This window comes from Zhihengliuella sp. ISTPL4, assembly GCF_002848265.1.
GTDB lineage: Bacteria > Actinomycetota > Actinomycetes > Actinomycetales > Microbacteriaceae > Microbacterium.
The window spans coordinates 127,929-151,907 of record NZ_CP025422.1; the positions used below are offsets into that span (position 1 = coordinate 127,929).

Here is a 23,979-nt window from a genome sequence, read left to right on the forward strand (position 1 = left end):
AGTAACCAAGACTCGCGGGTTAAAGGTAAAACATTAGAGAGCTGAATGGCTGATTCAATGCCGGTATACCGCCCGCCCTGCTGACCGCCCAATTCAGGGGACGAGGATGATCTTCCCCGAGGCGGCGCCGGTCTCCATGAGTTCATGGGCCCGTGCCGCCTCGGCGAGGGGCAGCTCCGGGCCGAGCTCGATGGTGAAGTCGCCCGCGGCCAGGAGGTCCACGGTCTTCTGCAGCGCCTCGGCGCGCCACCCCAGCTCCTGCGGCGTGAGCGGTTCCGGGGAGCCGCCGGAGAACGCCCGGATGCCGAAGTCGGCGGCGTCGGGACCGCGAACGATGGTCGCGATGCGGTCGCGGTCCGCGACCAGGGCGAGGGAGGTCTCGATGGCCTCGTCGGTGCCCGCACAATCCAGGACGACGGTCACGGGGGAGGGGGCCGCGGCGCGGACCCGGTCGAGCAGGCCGTCGCCGTAGGCCACGGGGATCGCGCCGAGCTCGCGGAGCTGGTCGTGCCGGGCGGGACTCGCGGTGGCGATCACGGTCGCGCCCCAGGCGACCGCGAACTGCACGGCCGCCTGGCCGACCGAGCCGGATCCCGCGTGCACGAGGAGCACGTCGTCGGCCGTCACGGCGAGCGAGCGGAGGGACTGGTAGGCGGTGCCGGCCGGGATGCCGATCGCCGCCCCCTCGGCGGCGGTGACGGCGTCCCGGAGCTTCACGAGCTTGTCGGCCTCGACCACGAGGGCGGAGGCATACGTGCCGAGCGCGTCCCGGATCGCCACGCGGTCGCCGACCTCGAACCCGTCCACGCCCTCGCCCAGCACCTCGATCACCCCAGCGCCGTCGAAGCCGACCGGACGCGGCTCGGTGATCGGCGCGGACGGGCGCTTGCCGCCGCGGAGCTTGGCGTCGATGGGGTTGGCGCCGGCCGCCTCGATGCGCACCAGCGCCTCGCCGCGGACGGGCACGGGGTCCGGCACCTCCATCAGGTGGAGGACAGCAGGGGATCCGAACTCGGTGTAGACGATCGCGCGGGCCATGCCCTCAGGCTACCCGGCGGGGATCACTTCCCCGCGAGCGCCTTGGTGATCCGCTGCGGCGACACCGGCTGCGCGGTGCCGAGACGCTGGGCGAAGACGCTGACCCGGTACTCCTCCAGCAGCCAGCGCACCTCGACGATCGCGGGCGGAGCGTCGGGCGCGAGGGGGATCGTGCCGCCGGCGTCCGCGAACAGCACCGCCATCCGCTCGAACTCCGTCATCCGTGCGCGGTCCTTGCCCGGTTCGTTCGCCAGGGTCTTCAGCCGGTCGATCATGCCGTCGAGGTACCGGGGGAAGTGGGCGAGCCGGTCGACCCCCGCCGCCGCGACGAAGCCGGGGTGGAGCAGTCCGGAGAGCTGGGTGCGGATGTCGTTCAGCGGGCCGAGCAGCGCAAGCGCGTTCTGGGACTTGATGCCGCGCTCCACCTCTCGCGCCTTCGTGAGGATGCGCGCGACGAGGGAGACGCAGGCGAAGAGCTCGTCGACGAGCACGGCGGACACGGCGTCGCGCACCCGGGCGAACTCGGCTTCGGTGCGTACGACGCCGCGGTCCCGGCCGTCGGCGCCGCCGGTCGAGGCATCGATCACGCGACGGGCGACGGCGGCCCGGCAGTCCTCGATGAGCGCGGCCGCTGACGGGTACGGTGAGGCGGCGAGTGCGAGCTTCTCCGCGCTGGTGAGGTGCTGCTGCACGTACGAGGACGGCGAGGGCACCGCGAGCAGGACGAGACGGAGAACGCCGTCGCGTGTGGCGGCGGCCGCGGCGTCGGGGGTCGCCTCGACCCGCACCGACACGCTCGTGCCGGCATCGACGATCGCCGGATACCCGCGGACGACGCCGCCCGCGACCTTCGTGTCGATGACCGCCGGAAGGTCGCCGAACGTCCACGCCGTCAGCCCGGTCTGCTCGACCGGAGCGGCGGCCACGCGCTCCGCCCCGCGCGGTCCCGGTGCCTCCGCACGCCCGGGGCGCGCGATGGAGCGCGCGACGCTGCTGCGCGCGCGGTCGGAGAGCTGAGCCTGCAGCACCCGGAGATCGCGCCCTGAGCCGACCACGCGTCCCCGCTCGTCCACGGCGCGGAAGTTCATGCGCAGGTGCGCCGGCACCCGTTCGTCGTCGAAGTCGGCGGCCGTGACCACCTGGTTCGCGAGCGGCTGCACGAGCCGTGCGAGCGCCTCCTTGAGGGTGCGCGGGGGGAGACCGCCGTGCACCTCCGGACCCTCGTCGGCCAGCGCCGCCCCGAACTTCTCCGCCCAGTCGGCGGCGGGGACGACGTGGCGGCGGATGGCCTTGGGCAGCGCGCGCAGCAGTCCGGTGACGAGCTCGGCGCGCAGCCCCGGCACCTGCCAGTCGAAGCCGCGATCCTCGATCTGGGCGAGCAGCGGCAGCGGCAGCACGACGCTCACGCCGTCATCGGGGGCACCCGGCTCGAACCGGTACGCGAGGCCGAGCACCTGGTCGCCCTGCGTCCATCGGGTCGGGAACTCGCGCTGGTCGGCGCGGTCCTCGTCGTCGATGAGGTCGCTTTCGCGCATCACGAGCAGCTTCGGCGTCGTCGTCAGCGCCTCGCGCCACCACTTCTCGAACGACCGCACGTCGAACACGTCGGCGGGGATGCGCTCGTCGTAGAAGCGGAAGACGGCCTCGTCGCCGGCCAGGATGTCGCGGCGCCGCTCGCGCTCCTCGAGCTTCTCCAGGCGGCGACGGAGCTCGGCGTTGCTGCGCCAGAACGCACTGACCCGCTTGTCGATGCGGGACGGGTCCCATTCGCCCTCGACGAGCGCATGACGCACGAAGAGCTCGCGCGAGGCGGCCCGGTCGATGCGGGCGAACTGCACGCGCCGGCGCGGGATGATCTCGACCCCGAACAGCGTGACCTTCTCGAACGCCACTGCGGCTCCAGCGTCCTTGGACCAATGCGGCTCGGTGACCTGGCGCTTCGCGAGGTCGCCGGCGAGGGGCTCGGCCCAGGCGGGGTCGATCGCGGCGACGGTGCGGGCGAAGGTGCGGGAGGTCTCCACGATCTCGGCGGCCATGACCGCCCGGGGACTCTTCTTGCGCAGCCCGGACCCCGGGAAGATCGAGAAGCGGATACCCCGCGCGCCCCGGTACTCCGTGATCCGGCGGCGGGCGTCCTTCGCGGGAGAGTGGGCCTTCCCCGCGGGGGCGGTGCGCTCGTCGAGGACGCCGATCTGCGACAGCAGGCCGGACAGCAGCGCGCGGTGGATGGCGTCCGGATCGGCCGCGCCGCCCGGCTCCGCCCCGCGGTCGGGGTTCTTCACGAGCGTGCGCAGCTGCCTGTGCACGTCGAACCACTCGCGGACCCGCACGTAGTTGAGGTGCTCGCTGCGGCACAGCCGGCGGAACGCGCTGGACCCGAGCTCTCGCTGCTGTTCGCGCAGGTGGTTCCAGAGGTTCAGGAGGGTGAGGAAGTCGCTCGTCGGGTCCACGAAGCGCGCGTGCAGCCGGTCCGCTTCCTCGCGGCGCTCCTCGGGTCGCTCCCGCACGTCCTGGATGGACAGCCCCGCCACGATCGCGAGCACGTCCCGCAGCACCGACGGGGTCCCCGACCCCCGCTGGGTCCCTGAGCGTGTCGAAGGGCCCGCCTCGATGAGCATCCGCGCGAACCGCGGGTCCATCGGCATCCGGGCGATGTCGCGTCCGATCCGGGTGAGCCGGGGGCCGTCGTCCGGCCCCTGCGCCGGCCGGAGGGCGCCGAGCTCGGTGAGCAGGTCGAACGCCGCCTTCACGCCCCGGGAGTCGGGTGGGGTGAGGAACGGGAACGCGGTGATGTCGCCGAAGCCCAGCGCGAGCATCTGCAGGATGACGGAGGCGAGGGAGGTGCGCAGGATCTCGGGTTCGGTGAACTCGGGACGCCGTGCGTAGTCCTCCTCGGAGTACAGGCGGATGGCGATGCCGTCACTCGTGCGGCCGGCGCGCCCGGAGCGCTGGTTCGCCGAGGCCTGGGAGATGGCCTCGACGGGCAGCCGCTGCACCTTCGAGCGGTTGCTGTACCGGGAGATGCGCGCGGTGCCGGTGTCGATGACGTACTTGATGCCGGGCACCGTGAGGCTCGTCTCGGCCACGTTCGTCGCGAGCACCACGCGGCGACGGACGCCGGCCACGGTGCTGCGCTCGAACACCCGGTGCTGCTCCGCGGCCGAGAGCCGGCCGAACAGGGGGAGGACCTCGGTGGGCGAACGATCCTTGGCGTAGGCGGCGCGCACGGCGTCGGCCGCATCGCGGATCTCCGCCTCGCCCGGCAGGAACACGAGCACGTCGCCCGGGGCCTCCCGGTCGAGCTCGCGGAGCGCCGTCACGATCGCGCTCACCTCGTCCTCCGGCTCGCCGGCGGCGTCCTGCTCCGCGTCCTCGTCGACGAGCGGGCGATAGCGGATCTCGACGGGATAGGTGCGCCCCGACACCTCGATGACGGGCGCGGGTGTGTCGTCGGCGGCGGCGAAGTGCCGCGCGAAGCTCTCCGGATCGATCGTGGCGGAGGTGATGATCACCTTCAGGTCCGGGCGCTCCGGGAGGATGCGGGCGAGGTAACCCAGCAGGAAGTCGACGTTGAGGGAGCGCTCGTGGGCCTCGTCGATGATGATCGTGTCGTAGCGCGTGAGCAGCCGGTCGCGGTGGATCTCGTTGAGGAGGATCCCGTCGGTCATCAGCGCGATGCGGGTCTCGTCGGACACCTTGTCGGTGAAGCGCACCTTGTAGCCGACGAGCGTGCCGAGCTCGACCCGCAGCTCCTCGGCCACACGCTCCGCGATCGTGCGCGCGGCCAGTCGTCGGGGCTGCGTATGAGCGATGCGCTCGCGGCCCAGTTCCAGCGCGATCTTCGGCAGCTGCGTGGTCTTCCCCGATCCGGTCGCGCCGGCGACGATGACGACCTGGTGGTCCCGGATGGCGTCGGCGATCTCGTCCCTGGCCGCGCTGACGGGCAGCTCCGGGGGATAGGAGATCACGGGGGAGGACATAGCCCTCCATCGTATGCCGGGATGCACGCCGGGGTTGCCGCGATCGCCGCGCTCGCCGCATACGATCATCGGGTGACGACTGCTCTCGCTCCCGTGCGCTGGTTCCGTGATTTCGGGCGGCCGCCGCGCATCCTCGGCCTCGACGTCGCGCGGGGCCTGGCGATCCTGGGCATGGCCGGCGCCCACGTCGGCATGACGGAGGCTTTCCACTGGGGCGACCCGACCACGTGGACCGACCTCGTGCACGGCCGCTCCTCGATCCTCTTCGCGCTGCTCGCCGGCGTCTCCATCGCCCTCATGACCGGGCGCGACGTGCTGCCGGAGCGGGAGCGCCTCCCGAGCATCCGGCTCAACCTCGTCGGCCGTGGCGCGGTGATCTTCGTGATCGGTCTCGCCCTGGAACTCCTCAACACACCGATCGCCGTGATCCTCACCCTCTACGGCCTGCTCTACGTCGCCGTGATCCCGGTGCTGCGGTGGCGGCCCCGGCAGCTGCTCCTCGGCGCCGCCGTCCTCGCCCTCGCCGGCCCCGCGCTGCTCGCCCTGATCAGCGCGGTCGCCCTGCAGCCGTTCGGCGCGGGTATCGGCTTCGTGCTCTACGGCACGTATCCCATCACCGTGTGGCTGGCTCTCGTGCTGGGCGGCATGGCTCTGGGACGGCTCCGCGTCCAGCAGCTGCGCACGGCTGTCGTCGCCCTCGTCGTCGGAGTGGTCCTCGCCGCGATCGGCTACGGAATGGGCGCCCTCGGAGTGAGTGCGGGCCTGGACGCGGAGGGCTCGATCGCCTCCTCGACGAGCGTGTCCTCCGGGAGCGAGAGCCTGGACAGCCTTCCCAGCGAGAGCCTGCCGTCCTTCGTCCCGGACGACGTGATGCCGCCCTCCGGCTGGGAGAGCTACCCTGAGGCCCTCGCCGCGACCGATCCGCTCGGTTCCATGATCCGCGCCGTCTTCGCCGTCGATCCGCACAGCGGCGGAACCGCGGAGATCCTGGGCTCCGGTGGCTTCGCCCTCGCGGTGATCGCCTTGTGCCTGCTGCTGAGCCGTCCGCTGCGCTGGCCGCTGCTGCCGCTCGGCGCTCTGGGCTCCATGCCGCTCACGGCATACAGCCTGCACGTCGTCTCCGTCGTCCTCGTCGCCGGCCCCGGCGGCTTCATCGCGGACAACGCCTTCTGGGCGCTCACCGCCGTGGCGCTCCTGGTACTCACGACGCTGTGGTCGATGTTCCTCGGCCGCGGCCCTCTGGAGCGCCTCGTCGGAAAGGGCGCCGCCGCGATGGCGGCCGTCCCTCGGCGCTGACGCTTTTCGTCATCCGCACGGCCGCACCTGTCATCACAGGTCCTAGGCTGGGGGGATGACCATTCCTGCACTCGAACTGAACGACGGCAACTCCATCCCCCAGCTGGGCTACGGCGTCTTCAAGGTGCCGCCGGCAGAGACCGAGAAGGCGGTGAGCGAGGCCCTCGAGATCGGGTACCGCCACATCGACACCGCCGCGATCTACGGCAACGAGGAGGGCGTGGGCGCGGCCATCGCGTCCTCCGGCATCCCCCGCGACGAGCTCTTCGTCACCACGAAGCTGTGGAACGACCGCCACCACGACGATGAGCCCCGTGCCGCCATCGGCGAGAGCCTCGAGAAGCTCGGCCTGGAGCAGGTCGACCTCTACCTCGTACACTGGCCCACCCCGGCGAAGGACGACTACGTCCACGCGTTCGCGAAGCTCATCGAGCTCCGCGACGCGGGCCTGACCCGCAGCATCGGCGTCTCGAACTTCCTCGTGCCGCACCTGGAGCGCACGGTGAAGGAGACCGGCGTCGTCCCGGCTGTGAACCAGATCGAGCTGCACCCCGCGTACCAGCGTCGTGAGGAGGTCGCCTGGGCCGAGGCCAACGGCGTCCGCATCGAGGCCTGGGGTCCGCTCGGCCAGGGCAAGTACGACCTCTTCGGCACCCCGGCGATCGCGGAGGCGGCCGCCGCTCACGGCGTGACGCCCGCACAGGCCGTCCTGCGCTGGCACCTGCAGAAGGGCATCATCGTCTTCCCGAAGTCGGTGCGCCCCGAGCGCCTGCGCGAGAACCTCGACGTGTTCGGCTTCGAGCTGACCGATGCCGAGATCGCCGCGATCGACGCCCTCGACCCGCTCGACGGCTCGGGCCGCGTGGGCTCGCACCCCGACGAGGTCAACTGACCGCAGCCCTCGCTCCGGAGCGGGCACGCTCCTGAGTCCGTGCTCACCGCAGATGACGCCCCGTGTCGCTCCCCGCGACACGGGGCGTCCGCGTGGGTACCGTCGAGCGCATGACAGCCCCGCTCCGCGTCGTCGCCGTCTCGGGCTCCCTGCACGAGCCGAGCAAGACCACCGCCCTCCTCCGAGCGATCACCGCCGCGGTCGCCGAGCGCGCCCCGGTCGAGGCGCAGCTGATCGAGCTCACGCAGATCGGGCCGTCGCTCGCCGGTGCTCTCCGCCGGGATCAGCTCCCGCCGGAGGTGGAGGCGCAGCTGCAGGCGATCGAGACCGCCGACCTGCTCATCGTGGGCAGCCCGGTGTATCGCGCCTCGTTCACCGGCCTGTTCAAGCACCTGTTCGATTTCGTGGACCAGTACGCCCTGGTCGGCACACCGGTCCTCCTCGCCGCGACCGGCGGGGGCGAGCGGCACGCCCTCATGATCGAGCACCAGCTCCGTCCGCTCTTCGCGTTCTTCCAGGCGCTCACGCTGCCGCTCGGCGTGTATGCGAGCACCACCGACTTCGACGGCTACGAGGTGGCGACCGACGTGCTGCGTGCGCGGATCGCGCTCGCGGCCGAGCGAGCCCTCCCGCTCGTCGGCTACACGGCGGCCCGTCCCGCGGAGCTGCTCGTCGGCTGATCCGGGTCTGCCGGTCCCGCGGAGCTGTTCGACGGTTGCCCCTGCCCGTCCCGCGGAGCTGCTCGTCGGCTGACCCGGGCCCGCAGCCCTCGTCCCCGGCGTAGCGTGGGGACATGACGAACCGTCTCGCCGACACCCTCAGCCCCTATCTGCGGGCCCATGCCGACAACCCCGTCGACTGGTACCCCTGGGGGGAGGAGGCTTTCGCCGAGGCCCGCCGCCGCGATGTCCCGATACTGATCTCGATCGGGTACTCCACGTGCCACTGGTGTCATGTGATGGCGCGCGAGTCGTTCGCCGACCCGGAGACCGCCACCCGCATCAACGAGGGGTTCGTCGCGATCAAGGTCGACCGCGAGGAGCATCCGCACGTCGACGGGGCCTACATGGCCGCCGCCTCGGCGTTCACGCAGAACCTCGGCTGGCCGCTCACGGTGTTCACCACGCCCACCGGGCGCGCGTTCTACGCTGGGACGTACTGGCCGCCCGAGGCGCGACCGCCGATGCCCGCGTTCCGCGATGTGCTGGCCGCGGTCCGCGAGGCGTGGACGACGCGGCGCGCCGAGGCTGAGGAGTCGGCGGACGCGGTGACCGCGGCCCTCGCCGAAGCGGCGCAGGCCACGCCCTCCGACCTCCCCGATCCGGCTGCGCTGGCGGAGGCCGCCCGCGACCTCGCCGCCAGGGAGGATGCGGAGTTCGGCGGCTTCGGCGGGGCTCCGAAGTTCCCGGTGGCCACGACCCTGCGGTTCCTGCAGGAGCCCCTCATCCGCGAGGCCGCGCCGGAGGCGGCGGCTGCGGCCGAGCGTGCCCTCGCGGCGATGGCGGACTCGGACCTGCGTGATGCCGACGGCGGGTTCTTCCGCTATGCGACCAGGCGCGACTGGACCGTGCCGCACTACGAGCGCATGCTGACCGACAACGCCCAGCTGCTCGAGGTCGCGCTCGACGCCGGCGACGAGGAGACCGCCCGCGGGACCGCCGGCTTCCTGCTCCGCACACTGCGGCGGGAGGGCGGCGGCTTCGGTGCCGCTCAGGACTCCGAGTCGTGGATCGACGGGGCGCGCAGCGAGGGCGGCTACTACCTCCGCCCCATCGCGGAGCGCGCCGCCGTGGAGCCGCCGGCGGTGGACGGCAAGGTCATCACCGGCTGGAACGGCCTCGCGATCGCGGCACTCGCCCGCGCGGGTGCGGCCCTCGGCGAGGACGCGTGGATCGCCGCCGCTGCGGATGCCGCCGCTGCCGTGCTCGGCATCAATCGCGGGCCGGACGGTGCTCTCGTGCGGGCATCGCTGGACGGCCGGGCCTCGGACGCGGTGGCCACCGCGTCCGACCTCGCGCTGCTCGCCGAAGGCCTGTTCGCGCTCGCGGCGGCGACAGGTGACGTCGCCCCGGCGGTCACGGCCCGTGACCTCCTCGACGGGGTGCTGGAGGGCGCCGCGGGGGACGACCCGGTGCTCCGCGCGCAGGGCATCGCCGCCTCGCCCGACCACACCGACGGCGATCTCCCCTCGGACACGGCGGCGGTCGCGCAGGCCGCGCTGACCGCCTGGCGGCTCGGGGCGGGGGACCGCTACCGCGCGGCGGCAGCCGAGCGGGTGGAGGCTCTCGCCTCCCGGGCGCTCGCCCAGCCCTTCGCCCGCGGCAGCCTGCTCCGCGTCGCCACCGGACTCGCCGCCGCGCCGCGGCAGCTCGTCGTGGTGACGGAGGATCCGGGTGGGGCGCTCGCCGCCGCCGCACGCGGAGCCGATGCCGAGGTCATCGCCGTCGTCAGTCCGGCGCAGGCCGCGGCGTTCGCCGCCGCGGGTTTCGAGCTGTTCGAAGGCAAGGGGGCGACCGCCGAGCGCGCCTACGACTGCCGCGCCTTCGTGTGCCGCCTGCCGGTGAGCGATCCGGCCGAGGTGTCGCGGACCCGCTGAGACGCGGACCCGCTGAGACGCGGAGTCGCCCGCACGGTGAGGCGCGTTCCCCGGCACGATACTGTGCATTCTGCCTAGCCTGCGGCACCCAGGTGGGGTTCGATTGCGCGCGATGCGCAGCACTGAGTGCACGGTTTGCCCAGCGCCCGGCATCCGTTCTAGGGTGACGCGACCCCTCTCGGATCACAGCAAGGATGCTCTGACGATGACCCTCTCCGCCCGCGCCGGCCTTGACGCCGTGCCCGCCTACCGACAGGGGCGCTCCGCTCCGGCCGGTGCCTCCAAGCTCTCCTCGAACGAGTCGCCGCACCCGCCGCTGCCGTCCGTCGTCCGCGCCGTGCAGGACCGGGTGGCCGGCATCCACCGCTACCCGGATATGAGCGCCTCCGCGGTCCGGGAGGCACTCGCCGACCGTTATGCGGTGGACCTGGCGCAGGTGACCGTCGGTGCGGGCTCGGTGGAGATCGCCGCCCAGCTCATCCACGCGGTCGCCGGTGAGGGGGACGAGGTCGTCTTCGCCTGGCGGTCGTTCGAGGCGTACCCCTCGCTCGTCCATATCGCCGGCGCGACGCCCGTCGCCGTGCCGCTGGACGCCGACCATGGACACGACCTCGACGCGATGCGCGCCGCGATCACCCCGCGGACGCGTCTCGTGTTCGTGTGCAACCCCAACAACCCGACCGGCACCGTCGTCGACGCCGAGGCCCTGGAGCGCTTCGTCGCCGCAGTGCCGCACGACGTGCTCGTCGTCATCGACGAGGCCTACGTGCACTTCGACCGCACGGACAGCCGCGGTGCCGGGATCGAGCTGTTCCGCCGCCACCCGCACGTCGCGGTGCTGCACACGTTCTCCAAGGCCTACGGCCTGGCCGGCCTCCGCATCGGCTACGCGATCGCCCCGACCACGATCGCCGAGGCACAGCGCAAGGTGGCCGTGCCGTTCGGAGTCACCGACCTTGCCCAGGCGGCGGCCCTCGCCTCACTCGCCGCGGAGGACGAGCTCGCCGTCCGCATCGACGAGGTCGTGGCGCAGCGCGACCGGCTGTACACCGTGCTCACCGCCGCCGGCTGGCCCGCCGTCCGCTCGCAGGCCAACTTCGTCTGGGTTCCGGCGGGGGAGCGCACCGCCGACCTCGACGCCCTCCTGCACGCCGGCGGCGTGGTCGCCCGCGCCTTCCCCGGCGAGGGCATCCGCATCTCGTCCGGCTCCGCCGCCGACATCGACCGGGTCGAAGCCGCCCTCGCTGTCTCCGGCGACGCCGCGCACGATTCCGACCACGATTCCGACCTGATGGAGGTGGGCGCATGAGCACCGAGGTCCCCGTCACCACGACGACCACGAAGGGCCTGCACCCGGGCCTCACCCGCCGCCAGATCTCCATGATGGGGCTCGGCGGCGCGATCGGCGCGGGGCTGTTCGTCGGCTCCGGGCAGGCGATCAGCATCGCCGGACCCGCCGTCCTCATCTCCTACCTCGTCGCGGGCGGCATCGTCGTGCTCGTGATGGCGATGCTCGCCGAGATGGTGGCGGCCCGCCCGAGCTCCGGCGCCTTCAGCTCCTACGCCCAGAAGGCCATGGGGCGCAGCGCCGGCAGTGCGGTGGGCTGGCTGTACTGGATCCAGCTCGTCGTCGTGATCGCCGCCGAGGCGACCGGCGCGGCCGGGATCGTGGCGAACTGGGTGCCGGGGATCCCCGCGTGGATCTGGGTCCTGGTCTTCGTCGTGGCCCTCACTGCGGTCAACCTCTTCGGCGTGCGCAACTACGGCCGTTTCGAGTTCTGGTTCGCCGCGATCAAGGTCGCCGCGATCATCGCCTTCCTCGTCGTCGGCGTGTGCGCGATCGTCGGACTCATCCCCGGCGTGCCGGCGACCGGGATCTCGAACCTCGTGGACGAGGGCGGCTTCGCCCCGCACGGGATCACCGGCATCGCGGCGGCGCTCCTCATCGTCGTCTTCGCGTTCGGCGGCACCGAGGTCGTCGCGATCGCGGCGGCGGAGTCCGACGATCCCGCCCGCAACATCCGCCGGATCGTGCGCGAGGTGCTCGTGCGCATCCTCATCTTCTACGTCGGCTCGATCTTCGTCATCGTCGCGGTGCTCCCGTGGGACGACCCCGCCGTGCAGGCCGGTCCGTTCTCGGCGGTCCTGGACACCCTGAACGTGCCGGGCGTCGGCCTCGTCATGGACCTCATCGTGGTGATCGCGCTGCTCTCGGCCATGAACGCCAACATCTACGGCGCTTCCCGGATGGCGTACTCGCTGGGCGAGCGGGGACTGGCGCCGCTGTCCGTCACCCGCACGAGCCTCAAGGGGGTGCCCTTCGTCGCCGTGCTCGCCTCGGTGGCCTTCGGGTTCGTCACGGTGGGGCTGAACTGGGCGTTCCCCGACGTGGTGCTCCCGGCCCTGCTGAACGTCGTGGGGTCGACCCTGCTGGTGATCTGGACGGCGACCGCGATCTCGCAGATCGTGCTGCGACGGCGCGCCGACCGCGCCGGCGAGGCGATGCCGATGCGGCTGTGGGGCTTCCCCTGGGTGTCGTGGCTCTGCCTGGTGCTGCTCGCCGCCGTGATCGCGCTCGCGATGATCGATCCGGCCGCACGCATCCAGCTGCTGCTCACACTCGGGCTCACCGCCGTACTCCTCGTGGTCGCCCGACTGACCCGGGGTGTCTCCCGCCCCGGCATCGTCAAGGAGTGACGTGCGGATCGATCGTCTCGACGCCGCGCTGATCCGGCTGCTGACGGAGTCGCCGCAGCTGCCTCTCCTCGAGTGCGCGCGCCGGCTGGGCATCGCGCGGGGAACGGCTACCAGCCGTCTCGCGCGCCTGCACGAAGGTGGCGTGATCGAGGCGATCGTGCCGCGCATCGATCCCGCCGGCTTCGGCTATGGCGTCGTGGCGTTCTGTCTCGTCGAGATCGATCAGAAGGTGGGGCACGACGACGTCGCGACCGCCCTGGCGGACGCGGTGCCGGAGATCGTCGACATGCACACGGTGACCGGCGCGAGCGACATGCAGCTCCGGCTCGTCGCCCGCGATGCGACACGGCTCCAGGAGGTGCTGGACCGGGTGGCCCTCGTGCCGGGCGTCGCGCGGACCGCGTCCTCCATCGCCATGCGCACGCACCTCTCCGGTCGCGTGCTCCCGCTCGTGGAGCACGTGGCCGACGAGGTCCCCTGACCCCGGCTGGGGGCGTCGGTCAGACCCCTGGTCAGACCCAGCCGGGCAGCCAGTTGTGCAGGCGCCAGAAGTCGTAGGGAACGCTCATCCCCGTCCACAGCGGCAGGAAGAACGCCGAGACGAGGACGACGACGGCGAGGAAGATCAGGACGGTCCGCTGTCCCGACTGGCGGCGCGACAGCGGGTCCTCCCGGCGCCCGGCGATGATCCGCAGCGTGACGGTGAGCGCGAGCACGAGGAACGGCATCATCACCACCGTGTAGAACTGGAAGATCGTCCGGTCAGGGAACATCAGCCACGGCAGGTACGTCACCGCGAGGCCCACGAGCGGGAGGCTGAGCGCCGGGCCGACGGGCTGCCGCGTGATCCAGCCGCGGATGAGGCGGTAGAGCAGGTACACGCTGGCCGCGACGCCGCCGTACCAGATGAGCGGGTTGGGGACCGCGGAGATCACGCCGATGCAGTGGTCGACGCCGCAGCCGGTCGGGTCGCTGTCCACCCACACCGCGGTCGGGCGGAGCAGGAAGGGCCACTCCCACGCGGGGCTCGCGTACGGGTGTCCGCGGGTGAGACCCACGTGGAAACCGAGCATGGCCTCGTGGTAGTTCCACAGAGCGACGAACGGGTTCGGATCGCTGCCGCGGTCGTAGCCGTTCGCCGTCACCAGCCACCCGGTCCAGCTCGCGAGGTACACCGCGAGCGCGGGGAAGACGAGGAGGATGAACGACACCGGCCCCTGGCGGAAGACCGCGGACGCCGGCCACACGACCACCCCGCCGCGCCGCCGCGCGAGAGCATCGGTGATGACGACGTAGAGTCCGAAGCCCGCGAGCACGTACAGCCCCGACCATTTCACCGCGGCGGCGGCGCCGAGCGCGAGGCCTGCGGCGACGAGCCAGGGGCGGCGCCAGAGGATCGGTCCCCACAGCGGGTTCTCGTCGTCGGGGGCCCGGCGTTCGAGCAGGGGGATCGTGCGCTGGCGGTCGATGAGCACGAACAGCACGCCCAGCAGCACGAAGAAGGTGAGGATGCCGTCGAGCAGCGCGATCCGGCTCATCACGATGCTGAGGCCGTCGATCGCGAGGAGCGTGCCCGCCACGGTGGCTGCCACCACCGAGCCGGTCAGGCGGCGGGCGATCAGGTAGACCAGCAGCACCGACGCGGCACCGAGCACGGCGGTCGCGAGACGCCAGCCGGCGCTGTTGTCCGGCCCGCCGATGGCCATGCCCAGGGCGATGAGCCACTTGCCCAGCGGCGGGTGCACGATGAAGGCGCCCTTGTTCGTCAGCGGGAGCTCCTGCAGAGTGACGAAGGCGTCGTTCGCGTTCTCACCCCAGACGCCCTCGTAGCCGAGGCTCCACAGCGACCAGGCGTCTTTGACGTAGTAGGTCTCGTCGAAGGCGAGCTGGTGCGGGTGGCCGACGTTCGCCAGGCGCAGCACCGCGGCGAAGGCGGTGAGCAGCAGCGGGGCCAGCCAGCCGATCGCCCGGCCCCAGTCCGGGGCGTGCAGCACGCGGTCGCGGAGCCGCTCGTAGCGCGTGAGCCGCTCCTCGGGGGCGGGCAGCAGGGGCTCGGGCGCGGTCACCGGTCCAGCCTAGACAACTCGGCTCGACGCTCCCGGTATGCCGGCTCCGGTCCCGCCTCGACCGTCTCCCCTCAGGCCCGCGCCTAAGCTGGGCGGGTGATCATCCTCGCCGCGACCCCCATCGGAAACCTGGGCGATGCGTCGCGGCGGCTCGTGGAGGTGCTGGAGAACGCGGAGATCGTCGTCGCGGAGGACACCCGCACGACCCAGCGCCTCCTGCAGGCCCTCAAGATCGAGAACCGCCCCCGGCTGATCGCGCTGCACGACCACAACGAGAAGCAGAAGGCCGGAGAGCTGGCCGCGCTCGCCGCGGAGACCGACCTCGTGGTGCTGAGTGATGCGGGCATGCCGACCGTGAGCGACCCGGGATACGGCCTGGTCGCCGAGGCCGTGGCACAGGGGGTCACGGTGACCGCGATCCCGGGGCCCAGTGCCGTCCTCATGGCCCTGGCGATCTCGGGGCTCCCGACGGACCGCTTCACCTTCGAGGGGTTCCTGCCGCGGAAGCCGGGGGAGCGCCGGGCGACCCTCTGCGCTCTCGCTGCCGAGCCGCGCACGATGGTGTTCTTCGAGTCGCCCTCGCGTCTCGCGACGACTCTGACCGACATGGGGGCCGCGTTCGGCGCGGACCGCCGCATCGCCGTGTGCCGGGAGCTGACGAAGCTGTACGAGGAGGTCCGTCGCGGCACCGCGTCCGAGCTCGCCGCCTGGGCTGCCGACGGGGTGAAGGGTGAGATCGTCGTGGTCGTCGAGGGCGCGCCGCGGCGGGACGCCTCCCCGGAGGACGCTCTCGCTCAGGTGCAGGCCCTGGTCGCGGACGGGACTCGGCTGAAGGACGCGGCGTCCGAGGTCGCGGCCCTGACGGGTCTGTCCTCCCGTGACCTCTACCAGGCGGCCCTCGCGGCGCGGTCGCGGTGAGCTCCGTCGCGAGGTCCTACGACGAGAGGGCCGCGGAGTACCGGGAGGTCGCCGGAGACCTGGAGCTGATGGATCCGCGGGACCGGGAGCTCATCCGCCGGTGGCGCGACGAGACCCCCGGGCGGCTGCTCGACGCGGGCTGCGGGCCGGCGCACTGGACGGCCTTTCTGCACGGGGGTAGCGGTGCAGAGCCCGGGGCTGGACGCGACGTCGAGGGGATCGACCTCTCGGCGGCCTTCGTCGAGGGGGCGAGGACGCAGTATCCACATCTCACGTTCCATCACGGGTCGTTCCAGACGCTGCCGCAGGCATCGGGCACGGTCGGCGGCGTCCTCGCCTGGTATTCCGTGATCCACACGTCTCCGGCGGAGCTCCCCGCCGTGTTCGCCGAGTTCGCGCGGGTGCTCGCCCCGGCAGGGAGCCTGCTCCTCGGCTTCTTCGTCGGCGAACCCCGCGTCGCCTTCCCTCATGCCGTCGCACCCGCGTACTTCTGGACCGCGGAAGCCCTCTCCCCGCTGCTCGCCACCGCCGGTCTGCACGTGCAGTGGTCCGAGACCCGCGAGCGCGAGCCCGGTGAGATCAGCTCCCGCCCCCACGGCGCCCTCCGCGCCCGCCGCTCCTGATCTGCCCGCGTCGCAGATCCGCGACGTGCTCTGCAGACTGTCCTACGCTGACAGAACCAGAACCAGAACCAGAACCAGAACCGGGACCAGAACCCCCACCGTGCCGAGAGGAGCACCCGTGAGCAAGGCCGCGACGGTGTACGACGTCGCCGACCGCGCCGGAGTGTCGATCGCGACGGTCTCGCGCGTGCTGCGCTCGCCGGAGGCCGTCCGCCCGGTGACCCGCGAACGGGTGCTCGACGCGGTCGCCGCGCTGGGCTACGTCCCCAGCGGCAGCGCCCGGGGTCTCGCGGAGCGCCGGACCGGGGTGCTGGGGCTGTACTTCCCGGGCTTCGACGCCGCTGAGGACGCTCCGCCTCTCGATGTGCTGTCGGTCGCCGCCCGCCCCCCGTTCACGGTGCTGTCGGATGACCAGGACGCGCCGCACTCCCCGATGCTGTTCCTCGACGAGGTCCTCCGGGGTGCGGAGCTGGAGGCGTGGAAGCAGGGGTTCGTGCTCATGGTGGGCGTCGGACGTGACGACCCCGACCGCTCGACCGTCCGCGACATGGCCGGCCGGGTGGACGGGCTCATGGTGCTCGCGCGCAGCGTTCCGGACGAGGTGCTCGCGCGGCTGGCCCGCCGGATTCCGGTGGTCGTGCTGTCCGGGCCGCCGCGGGGCGACTCCTACGACCATGTCACGGTGAGCAATGCCGAGGCGATGGGGGAGCTGACCCGCCATGTGCTGTCTCAGGTCGGCGAGGGGGAGATCGTCTTCCTCGCCGGGCCGGTCGACTCGCCGGACGCCGAGCAGCGGTGGCAGGGGGTGTCGGCCGCGCTCGCCGCGGCGGGTCGCGACCCGCGCGCGGTGCGCGCGCTGCGGGGCGACTTCACCCGCGCCTCCGGCCGCAGAGTGGGGGAGGACCTCCTGCGCGATGGCGTGCCCGCCGCGCTGATCGCCGCCAACGACCAGATGGCCCTCGGCGCCATGGACGTCTTCCGGAGCGCGGGCGTACGGGTGCCGGACGACGTGCTCCTGACCGGCTTCGATGGCATCGAGGCGGCGACTCTGGCCTCGCCGCCGCTGACCACGATCCGCCAGCCGATGATCGATCTGGGTCGCGCGGCCGTGCAGGTGCTCGCGCGGCGACTGGAGCACCCGGATGCCCCGCCGCTGACCGCGACTCTGCCCCTGCAGGTCCTGCTCCGCGAGAGCTCCAGACGCCCGGTCTGAGCCGTCGCGAACGCGCCGCCCGAGAGCATCCCCGGGCCGTCAAGGGGTTGCCGATTCGAAATGTATGCGCTTACAATCTCGTGTACGGCTTCGGCCGGCAGGACTCCCCACCCCCCGGGGCGCCCTTCATGACAGAGACGACATGAGGTCATCCAGTGGCAGAGACGCACACCTTCCGACGCTGGCGCCGCGCCGCCGTCGTGGGGCTCGCGGCCGCAGCGGTCGCGCTCAGCGGCTGCAGCATCCAGATCAGCTCGCAGCCCGACCCCTCGATCGGCGACGACACGATGCTCATCAACGCCGACAAGGGCAACCCGTTCTTCACGCAGAACTTCAACCCCTACCTCACGAACACCCGGACCGCCTCGCGGTGGATCTACGAGCCGCTCATCCTGGTGAACCCGCTCGATGGCGAGCTCACCCCGTGGCTCGCGTCCGAATGGACCCAGCCCGACGCCCGCACGATCGTGATGACGGTCCGCGACGGCGTGGAGTGGAGCGACGGCGAGCCCCTCACCCCGGAGGATGTGGCCTTCACGTTCCAGCTCATCAGAGATGAGCCCTCCCTCGACATCAAGGGCGCGTGGCAGCACATCGACCGCATCGAGGTCGACGGCGACGACGTGATCTTCCACCTGCAGAGCGACGACGCGCCTTCGCTGTCGATCCTCGGGCAGACCATGATCGTCCCCGAGCACCTGTGGGCCGACGTGGAGGATCCGGCCACCTGGCGCAACGAGGAGCCGGTCGGCACCGGACCGTTCGTGCTCGGCAACTACAACGACCAGCAGTACTCGATGGACCGCAACCCGGACTACTGGCAGGCGGACAAGATCGAGATCGAGCACATCATCCTGCCGGCCACGAACACCCAGCTCGACACCGTGACCCGCGGGTACGACTGGGCGTACTCGTTCATCTCCGACGTCGAGGGCACGTGGGGGGCGGCGAGTCCAGACAACACCTGGTGGTTCCCGCCGGGCGGCGTCATCTCTCTCGTGCCGAATCTCGAGGTCGCCCCCTTCGACGACGTGAACGTCCGCCGGGGCATCGCGTTCGCGCTCGACCGGGAGGAGATCGCGGAGACCGCCTCCGAGGGGTACATGCAGCCCGCAGGTCAGACCGGTCTCATCCTGCCCAACCAGGAGCAGTACCTCGACCCGGAGATCCCGGATCAGGGCATGCTCACGCAGGACCGCGACGCCGCGCTCGCGGCGTTCGCCGAGTCCGGCTACACCCTGCAGGGCGACCGGCTCGTCGGCCAGGACGGTGAACAGCTCGCGTTTTCGCTGACCACCGCCAACGGATTCTCGGACTGGACGCGCGCCGCCCAGACCGTGCAGCGCCAGCTCGCTGACATCGGCGTCAAGGTGTCGCTCAAGCTCCCGCAGCCCGCGGGGTACCAGAGCGCGATCGGTACCGGCGACTTCGAGATGGCGATCGGCGGCATGGGCAACGGCGACGTGTACCAGGCCTACAACAGCCTGCTCTCCAGCGACTTCTACGTGCCGGCCGGGGAGGTCACCACCAACAACTTCGAACGCTACCGTTCCCCGGAGGCCGATGCCCTCCTGGAGGAGTACCGCGCGACGATCGATCCCGACCGCCAGACCGAGATCGTGCATGAGCTGCAGAGCATCGTGTACGAGGAGGTCCCCGTGATCGGCATGTACTACGGCGGGATCTGGGGGCTGTTCAACGACGCGAAGTTCACCGGCTGGCCCTCCGCGGACGATCCGTACATGATCCCGCAGAACTACGACTCGGCGCCGCTGGGGATCTTCACCCATCTGAAGCGCACGGACGGGGGAGACCAGTGAAGTACGTCCTCCAGAAGATCGGCCTGTTCGTGCTCACCCTGTGGGCCGCGATCACCCTGAACTTCTTCCTCCCGCGACTCATGCCCGGCTCTCCCGCCGACGCCGCGATCGCGAAGCTCTCCCAGAACGGTCCGGTCTCCGACGCCACGCGCGCGGCGATCGAGGCCCAGCTCGGGGTGCCGACCGGCTCCGTGTGGGATCAGTACGTGGCCTACCTCGGCCAGGTCGTGCGCCTCGACTTCGGCGTCTCGTACACGTTCTACCCGCAGACCGTGTCGAGCATGGTCTCCACCGCGCTGCCCTACACGCTCGGCCTCGTGGGCATCGTCACGATCCTCGCGTTCGTGATCGGCACGCTGATCGGCGTGATGGCCGCCTGGCGGCGCGGGACCTGGCTGGACTCGCTGCCGACGCTGACCGGGTCGTTCCTCAGCACGTTCCCGTACTTCTGGACGGCGCTGCTGCTGCTGTTCTTCCTCGGCTACGTGCTGCACTGGTTCCCGACCACCGGCGCCTACTCGGCGACGACCACCCCGGGGTTCACCTGGGACTTCATCGTCGACCTCGTCCGGCACGCGTTCCTTCCGGCGCTGACGATCCTCCTCACCTCCCTCGGCGGCTGGATCATCGGCATGCGCAACGCGATGATCAACACGCTCGGCGAGGACTACATCACCTTCGGCGAGGCGAACGGCCTCCGCGGCCGCACGATCGCCCTCCGCTACGCGGCCCGCAACGCGATCCTGCCGAACCTCACCGGCTTCGGGCTCACGCTCGGCGGCGTGGTGGGCGGCTCGATCCTCGTCGAGCAGGTGTTCGGATACCCGGGCATCGGCTACCTGCTGTTCAACGCCGTGATCGGGCAGGACTACCCGCTCATGCAGGCGCTCTTCCTGATGATCACCGTGAGCGTGCTCATCGCCAACTTCCTCGTGGACATCCTCTACGGGGTTCTCGACCCGAGGACTCGACGATGACGACTCCGAACCCCACCCCCAGCACCGTGACCGTCAAGGTCCCCACCACCCGCATCGCGGCGCCCAGCCCCTGGCGCGCCTTCGGCCGCATGGTCGGCACCCTGTGGTCCAACGGCAAGGCCCGCATCGGCCTCTGCCTCCTCGCGTTCTTCGTCCTCGTCGCCGTGTTCGCCCCGCTCCTGGCGCCGTACGGACCGAAGGAGAACGGGTTCCCGCGCAACGCCGACGCCTCGTGGAAGCACTGGCTCGGCACGACCGCGGCCGGGGAGGACGTGCTCAGCCAGCTCATCTACGGCGCGCAGGTCAGCCTCCTCGTCGGCTTCGCAGCGGGACTCCTCTCCACGATCGTCGCCGTGCTCATCGGCCTGAGCTGGGGGTACATGCGCGGCTTCGCGGGCGAGGTCGTCGGGTTCATCGTGAACCTCTTCCTCGTGATCCCCGGACTTCCGCTGATGATCGTGATCGCGGCCTACCTGCAGAACGGTGGCATCCTCATGATCATCGCCGTGATCGTCGTGACCGGATGGGCCTGGGGGGCCCGTGTGCTGCGCAGCCAGACCCAGTCCCTCCGCGGCAATGACTTCGTCACCTCGGCGCAGTTCTCCGGAGACAGCAGGGCGCGCATCGTCTTCCGCGAGATCCTGCCGAACATGACGTCGATCATCGCCGGCACGCTCTTCGGGGCGGCGACGGCGGCGATCCTCGCGGAGGCGGGGCTGGAGTTCCTCGGCCTCGGCGACTCCAGCATCGTCAGCTGGGGCACGATGCTCTACTGGGCGCAGAACTCGAACTCCCTGCTCACCGGCCAGTGGCTGCTGCTGTTCGCGCCCGGTCTGTGCATCGCGCTGCTCGCCCTCAGCCTCACACTCATCAACTTCGGCGTGGACGGCATCTCCAATCCGCGCCTCCGCGAAGGGAAGGGCCGATGAGCGCTATGGAGCACGACGAGATCCTCCTCGATGTCCGGTCGCTCTCCGTGGAGTACGCCTCCCCGGGGCAGGAGCCGGTGCCGGCCGTGCGCGACGTGTCGTTCACGCTCCGGCGCGGCGAGTTCGTCGGGCTCGTCGGCGAGTCCGGGTCAGGCAAGTCCACGCTGGGCTTCGCCCTCACGCGGCTGCAGAAGCCGCCGGCGCGCATCAGCGGCGGACGCATCCTCTTCGACGGTCGCGACATCCGCGAGCTCGATGCCGAGGAGCTGCGACGTCAGCGGCAGGGTGGCTTCGCGATGGTGCTGCAGTCCGGCATGAACGCGCTGAACCCTGTCCGCACCGTGGGCAACCACTTCCGGGACATCTTCGCCGCGCACGGTCATGTGCCCGCCGAGCAGCGCCAGGCCAGGGCGCGGGAGCTCGTCGGCAAGGTGGGGCTGAAGCCGGAGGTGCTCGACCGGTACCCCGGTGAGCTCTCCGGCGGCATGCGGCAGCGCGCCTCGATCGCCCTCGCCCTCTCGCTCGAACCCCAGCTGATGGTGTTCGACGAGCCCACCACGGCGCTCGACGTGCTCGTCCAGCATGCGGTCATGGACACGATCCAGGAGCTGCAGCGGTCCGAGCGCTTCACGGCGATCCTCATCAGCCACGACCTCGGCATCGTCCTCGAGGCGACCGATCGGGTGATGGTGATGCACGAGGGCCGCATCGTGGAGGACGCCCCCAGCCAGGACATCCTGCATCGCCCGCAGGATGACTACACCCGGATGCTGCTGAGCCACTACGCCGACCCGCGCGCCGAGAAGATCGAGATCCCCGGGTTCGTCGATCTCGGCACCCGCCGCCGGGAGGGACGCAGCCGCACGGACGTCACCGAGACCCTGCCGACCGTGTCTCCGCGGGACGCCCGCCGGGCCGATGCCGCGATCGTCGTGGACGGCGTGACCAAGCGCTATCCGGCACCGCGCCGCGGTCAGGATCCCGTCGTCGCGGTCGACGACGTGTCCTTCCGCCTGGAGCCGGGAGAGGCGCTGGCGCTCGTCGGTGCCTCCGGATCGGGCAAGTCGACGATCGCGAAGATGCTCACCGGTGTCGAGAAGCCGACCTCCGGCAGCATCCGGTTCGGCGATACCGACGTCGCGTCCCTGAAGCGCCGAGGCCTCCGCGACCTCCGCAAGGACGTGCAGATGGTGTTCCAGGATCCGTACGCGGCCCTGAACCCGCTGCACACCGTCGAGTACGCACTGACCCGTCCCGTCGTGAACTACACGAGGCTGCGCGGGGCGGAGGCCAGGGCCCGTGTGCTCGAACTGCTGGAGACGGTGGGCCTGACGCCCGTCGAGCAGTTCGCCGCCAAGCTGCCGCACCAGCTCTCCGGCGGGCAGCGGCAGCGCGTGGTGATCGCCAGGGCGCTCGCGAGCGACCCGCAGGTGCTCATCGCGGACGAGCCGGTGTCGATGCTCGACGTGTCGCTCCGCGCCGGCGTGCTCGCGCTGCTGGAGGACCTCCGCGAACGGTGGGGCATCAGCATGCTCTACATCACCCACGATCTGCTGAGCGCGCGGCTCGTCACCGAGAACATCCTCGTGCTCAACAGCGGCCGCGTCGTCGAGCGAGGCGAGACCTCGCAGGTGCTGCAGCATCCGGAGGACCCGTACACCGTCGAACTGCTCGACGCCGTGCCGAACCCCGCCCGCGCCCGCTGACGCGCACCGAACGACTGCAAGAAAGAGAGAGGAGCGCATCCGTGCTCGCATTCCCCGACGGCTTCCTCTGGGGTGCCGCGACCGCCGCCCATCAGGTGGAGGGCAACAACACCACGAGCAACTGGTGGGCGATGGAACACGCGCCCGACTCGCCCATGGCCGAGCCCTCCGGTGACGCCGCCGACCATTTCCACCGCTACCCGGAGGACATGCGGCTGCTCGCCGAGGCCGGGCTGAACTCCTACCGGTTCTCGGTCGAGTGGGCGCGGATCGAGCCGGAGCGCGGGTTCGTCTCGCGGGCGATGCTCGACCACTACCGCCGCATGATCGACACCGCCAGGGAGAACGGGCTGGACCCGACGGTCACCCTCATGCACTTCACGGTGCCGCAGTGGTTCCAGAAGGACGGCTTCTGGCGTGCCGACGACGCGGTGGACCTGTTCTCCCGCTACGTGGAGACCGTGCTGCCGATCCTCGACGGCGTGCGCTACGTGTGCACGATCAACGAGCCGAACATCGCGGCGATGCTGGCCGGGGGAGAGGACGCGGCGAACCTCGTCGCCTACGGCCTGCCGAACCCCGACCTCGGCGTCGCGGACACCCTGCTGACGGCCCACCGGCGCGCGTCCGAGATCCTGCACACGGTGCCCGGGGCGCAGGCAGGCTGGACGATCGCCACCCAGGCCTTCCACTCCACCGGCGAGCCCGGCGCGGACGAGATGCTCGCGACGTACGGCGACCCGCGCGACCACTGGTACCTGGAGCAGTCCGCCGGAGACGACTTCGTGGGCGTGCAGGCCTATACCCGCACCTTCATCGGTCCGGAGGGGCCCCTGCCGGTGTCGCCGGACGTGGAGACGACGCTCACGGGCTGGGAGTTCTTCCCCGAGGCCCTCGAGCTGGGCGTCCGGAGCGCGTGGGAGCGCAGCGGCGGCGTTCCCGTGCTCGTCACGGAGAACGGCATCGCGACGGCCGACGACACCCGGCGCATCGCCTACACGCAGGGAGCGCTGGAGGGGCTGCACCGCGCCATCAGCGATGGCATCGAGGTCCGCGCCTACCAGCACTGGAGCGCGCTGGACAACTACGAGTGGGCGAGCGGGTTCCGGCCGACGTTCGGTCTCATCGGCTTCGACCACGAGACCTTCGAGCGGTTCCCGAAGCCCTCGCTGGCCTGGCTCGGCGAGGTCGCCCGCCGCAATGGGCTCTGACGGGCCGCACGGCGTAA

Annotated in this window: 18 protein-coding genes; 15 read left to right on the plus strand and 3 right to left on the minus strand. The window is 71.3% G+C overall.

Going from position 1 to position 23,979, the window contains the following annotated elements:
- Positions 1 to 93: 93 nt before the first annotated feature.
- Both CYL12_RS00600 and hrpA read right to left on the minus strand, forming a co-directional pair.
- A complete protein-coding gene (locus tag CYL12_RS00600; protein ID WP_101844599.1) occupies positions 94 to 1,038 on the minus strand; it encodes a quinone oxidoreductase family protein in 945 nt (314 codons plus the stop codon).
- A gap of 23 nt (positions 1,039 to 1,061) precedes the next feature.
- The gene (gene hrpA, locus CYL12_RS00605) at positions 1,062 to 5,018 is read right to left on the minus strand and encodes an ATP-dependent RNA helicase HrpA (protein ID WP_101844601.1); all 3,957 of its coding nucleotides are present in this window, start codon (positions 5,016 to 5,018) and stop codon (positions 1,062 to 1,064) included.
- Positions 5,019 to 5,090: 72 nt separating this feature from the next.
- Here hrpA and CYL12_RS00610 point away from each other — a divergent pair, with 72 nt between their 5' ends.
- From CYL12_RS00610 to CYL12_RS00640, 7 genes are all read left to right on the plus strand, one after another.
- Positions 5,091 to 6,314, plus strand: coding sequence for a heparan-alpha-glucosaminide N-acetyltransferase domain-containing protein (locus CYL12_RS00610; RefSeq protein WP_101848616.1), 1,224 nt, complete (start codon positions 5,091 to 5,093; stop codon positions 6,312 to 6,314).
- Positions 6,315 to 6,369: 55 nt separating this feature from the next.
- Complete coding sequence (locus CYL12_RS00615; RefSeq protein WP_101844603.1) at positions 6,370 to 7,206, plus strand: aldo/keto reductase; 837 nt, start codon at positions 6,370 to 6,372, stop codon at positions 7,204 to 7,206.
- A gap of 110 nt (positions 7,207 to 7,316) precedes the next feature.
- Positions 7,317 to 7,886, plus strand: a complete 570-nt coding sequence (msuE, locus tag CYL12_RS00620; protein WP_101844605.1) for an FMN reductase — start codon at positions 7,317 to 7,319, stop codon at positions 7,884 to 7,886.
- A 113-nt stretch (positions 7,887 to 7,999) separates the two neighbouring features.
- Positions 8,000 to 9,802, plus strand: coding sequence for a thioredoxin domain-containing protein (locus CYL12_RS00625; protein ID WP_101844607.1), 1,803 nt, complete (start codon positions 8,000 to 8,002; stop codon positions 9,800 to 9,802).
- Between the two features lie 205 nt (positions 9,803 to 10,007).
- Positions 10,008 to 11,111, plus strand: a complete 1,104-nt coding sequence (hisC, locus tag CYL12_RS00630) for a histidinol-phosphate transaminase (protein WP_101844609.1) — start codon at positions 10,008 to 10,010, stop codon at positions 11,109 to 11,111.
- Positions 11,108 to 12,499 carry an amino acid permease gene (locus tag CYL12_RS00635; protein ID WP_101844611.1) on the plus strand — a complete coding sequence of 464 codons (1,392 nt, stop codon included), beginning with the start codon at positions 11,108 to 11,110 and terminating at the stop codon, positions 12,497 to 12,499. Before hisC ends, CYL12_RS00635 begins: the two co-directional genes overlap by 4 nt.
- A gap of 1 nt (position 12,500) precedes the next feature.
- Entirely contained in the window at positions 12,501 to 12,980 is a 480-nt protein-coding gene (locus tag CYL12_RS00640) for an Lrp/AsnC family transcriptional regulator (RefSeq protein ID WP_101844612.1), read from the plus strand.
- 31 nt (positions 12,981 to 13,011) lie between these two features.
- On the opposite strand, the gene CYL12_RS00645 is transcribed toward CYL12_RS00640, so the two are convergent.
- Positions 13,012 to 14,565, minus strand: coding sequence for a dolichyl-phosphate-mannose--protein mannosyltransferase (locus tag CYL12_RS00645; protein WP_101844613.1), 1,554 nt, complete (start codon positions 14,563 to 14,565; stop codon positions 13,012 to 13,014).
- A gap of 96 nt (positions 14,566 to 14,661) precedes the next feature.
- On the opposite strand from CYL12_RS00645, the gene rsmI reads away from it, so the two are divergent.
- The 8 genes from rsmI (at position 14,662) to CYL12_RS00685 (ending at position 23,962) form a co-directional block, all read left to right on the plus strand.
- A complete protein-coding gene (gene rsmI / locus CYL12_RS00650) occupies positions 14,662 to 15,483 on the plus strand; it encodes a 16S rRNA (cytidine(1402)-2'-O)-methyltransferase (RefSeq protein WP_101844614.1) in 822 nt (273 codons plus the stop codon).
- Positions 15,480 to 16,106, plus strand: a complete 627-nt coding sequence (locus CYL12_RS00655; RefSeq protein ID WP_199399167.1) for a class I SAM-dependent DNA methyltransferase — start codon at positions 15,480 to 15,482, stop codon at positions 16,104 to 16,106. The genes rsmI and CYL12_RS00655 overlap by 4 nt, the downstream gene beginning before the upstream one ends.
- A 118-nt stretch (positions 16,107 to 16,224) precedes the next feature.
- Positions 16,225 to 17,319 carry a LacI family DNA-binding transcriptional regulator gene (locus CYL12_RS00660; protein WP_101844615.1) on the plus strand — a complete coding sequence of 365 codons (1,095 nt, stop codon included), beginning with the start codon at positions 16,225 to 16,227 and terminating at the stop codon, positions 17,317 to 17,319.
- Positions 17,320 to 17,474: 155 nt separating this feature from the next.
- The gene (locus CYL12_RS00665; protein ID WP_101844616.1) at positions 17,475 to 19,139 is read left to right on the plus strand and encodes an ABC transporter substrate-binding protein; all 1,665 of its coding nucleotides are present in this window, start codon (positions 17,475 to 17,477) and stop codon (positions 19,137 to 19,139) included.
- Complete coding sequence (locus CYL12_RS00670; RefSeq protein ID WP_101844618.1) at positions 19,136 to 20,116, plus strand: ABC transporter permease; 981 nt, start codon at positions 19,136 to 19,138, stop codon at positions 20,114 to 20,116. The genes CYL12_RS00665 and CYL12_RS00670 overlap by 4 nt, the downstream gene beginning before the upstream one ends.
- The gene (locus CYL12_RS00675) at positions 20,113 to 21,045 is read left to right on the plus strand and encodes an ABC transporter permease (protein WP_101844620.1); all 933 of its coding nucleotides are present in this window, start codon (positions 20,113 to 20,115) and stop codon (positions 21,043 to 21,045) included. Before CYL12_RS00670 ends, CYL12_RS00675 begins: the two co-directional genes overlap by 4 nt.
- Positions 21,042 to 22,751 (plus strand): ABC transporter ATP-binding protein, encoded by a 1,710-nt coding sequence (locus CYL12_RS00680; RefSeq protein WP_233486799.1) that lies wholly within the window; start codon positions 21,042 to 21,044, stop codon positions 22,749 to 22,751. Before CYL12_RS00675 ends, CYL12_RS00680 begins: the two co-directional genes overlap by 4 nt.
- 41 nt (positions 22,752 to 22,792) lie before the next feature.
- Positions 22,793 to 23,962 carry a glycoside hydrolase family 1 protein gene (locus tag CYL12_RS00685; RefSeq protein WP_101844624.1) on the plus strand — a complete coding sequence of 390 codons (1,170 nt, stop codon included), beginning with the start codon at positions 22,793 to 22,795 and terminating at the stop codon, positions 23,960 to 23,962.
- Positions 23,963 to 23,979 lie beyond the last annotated feature (17 nt).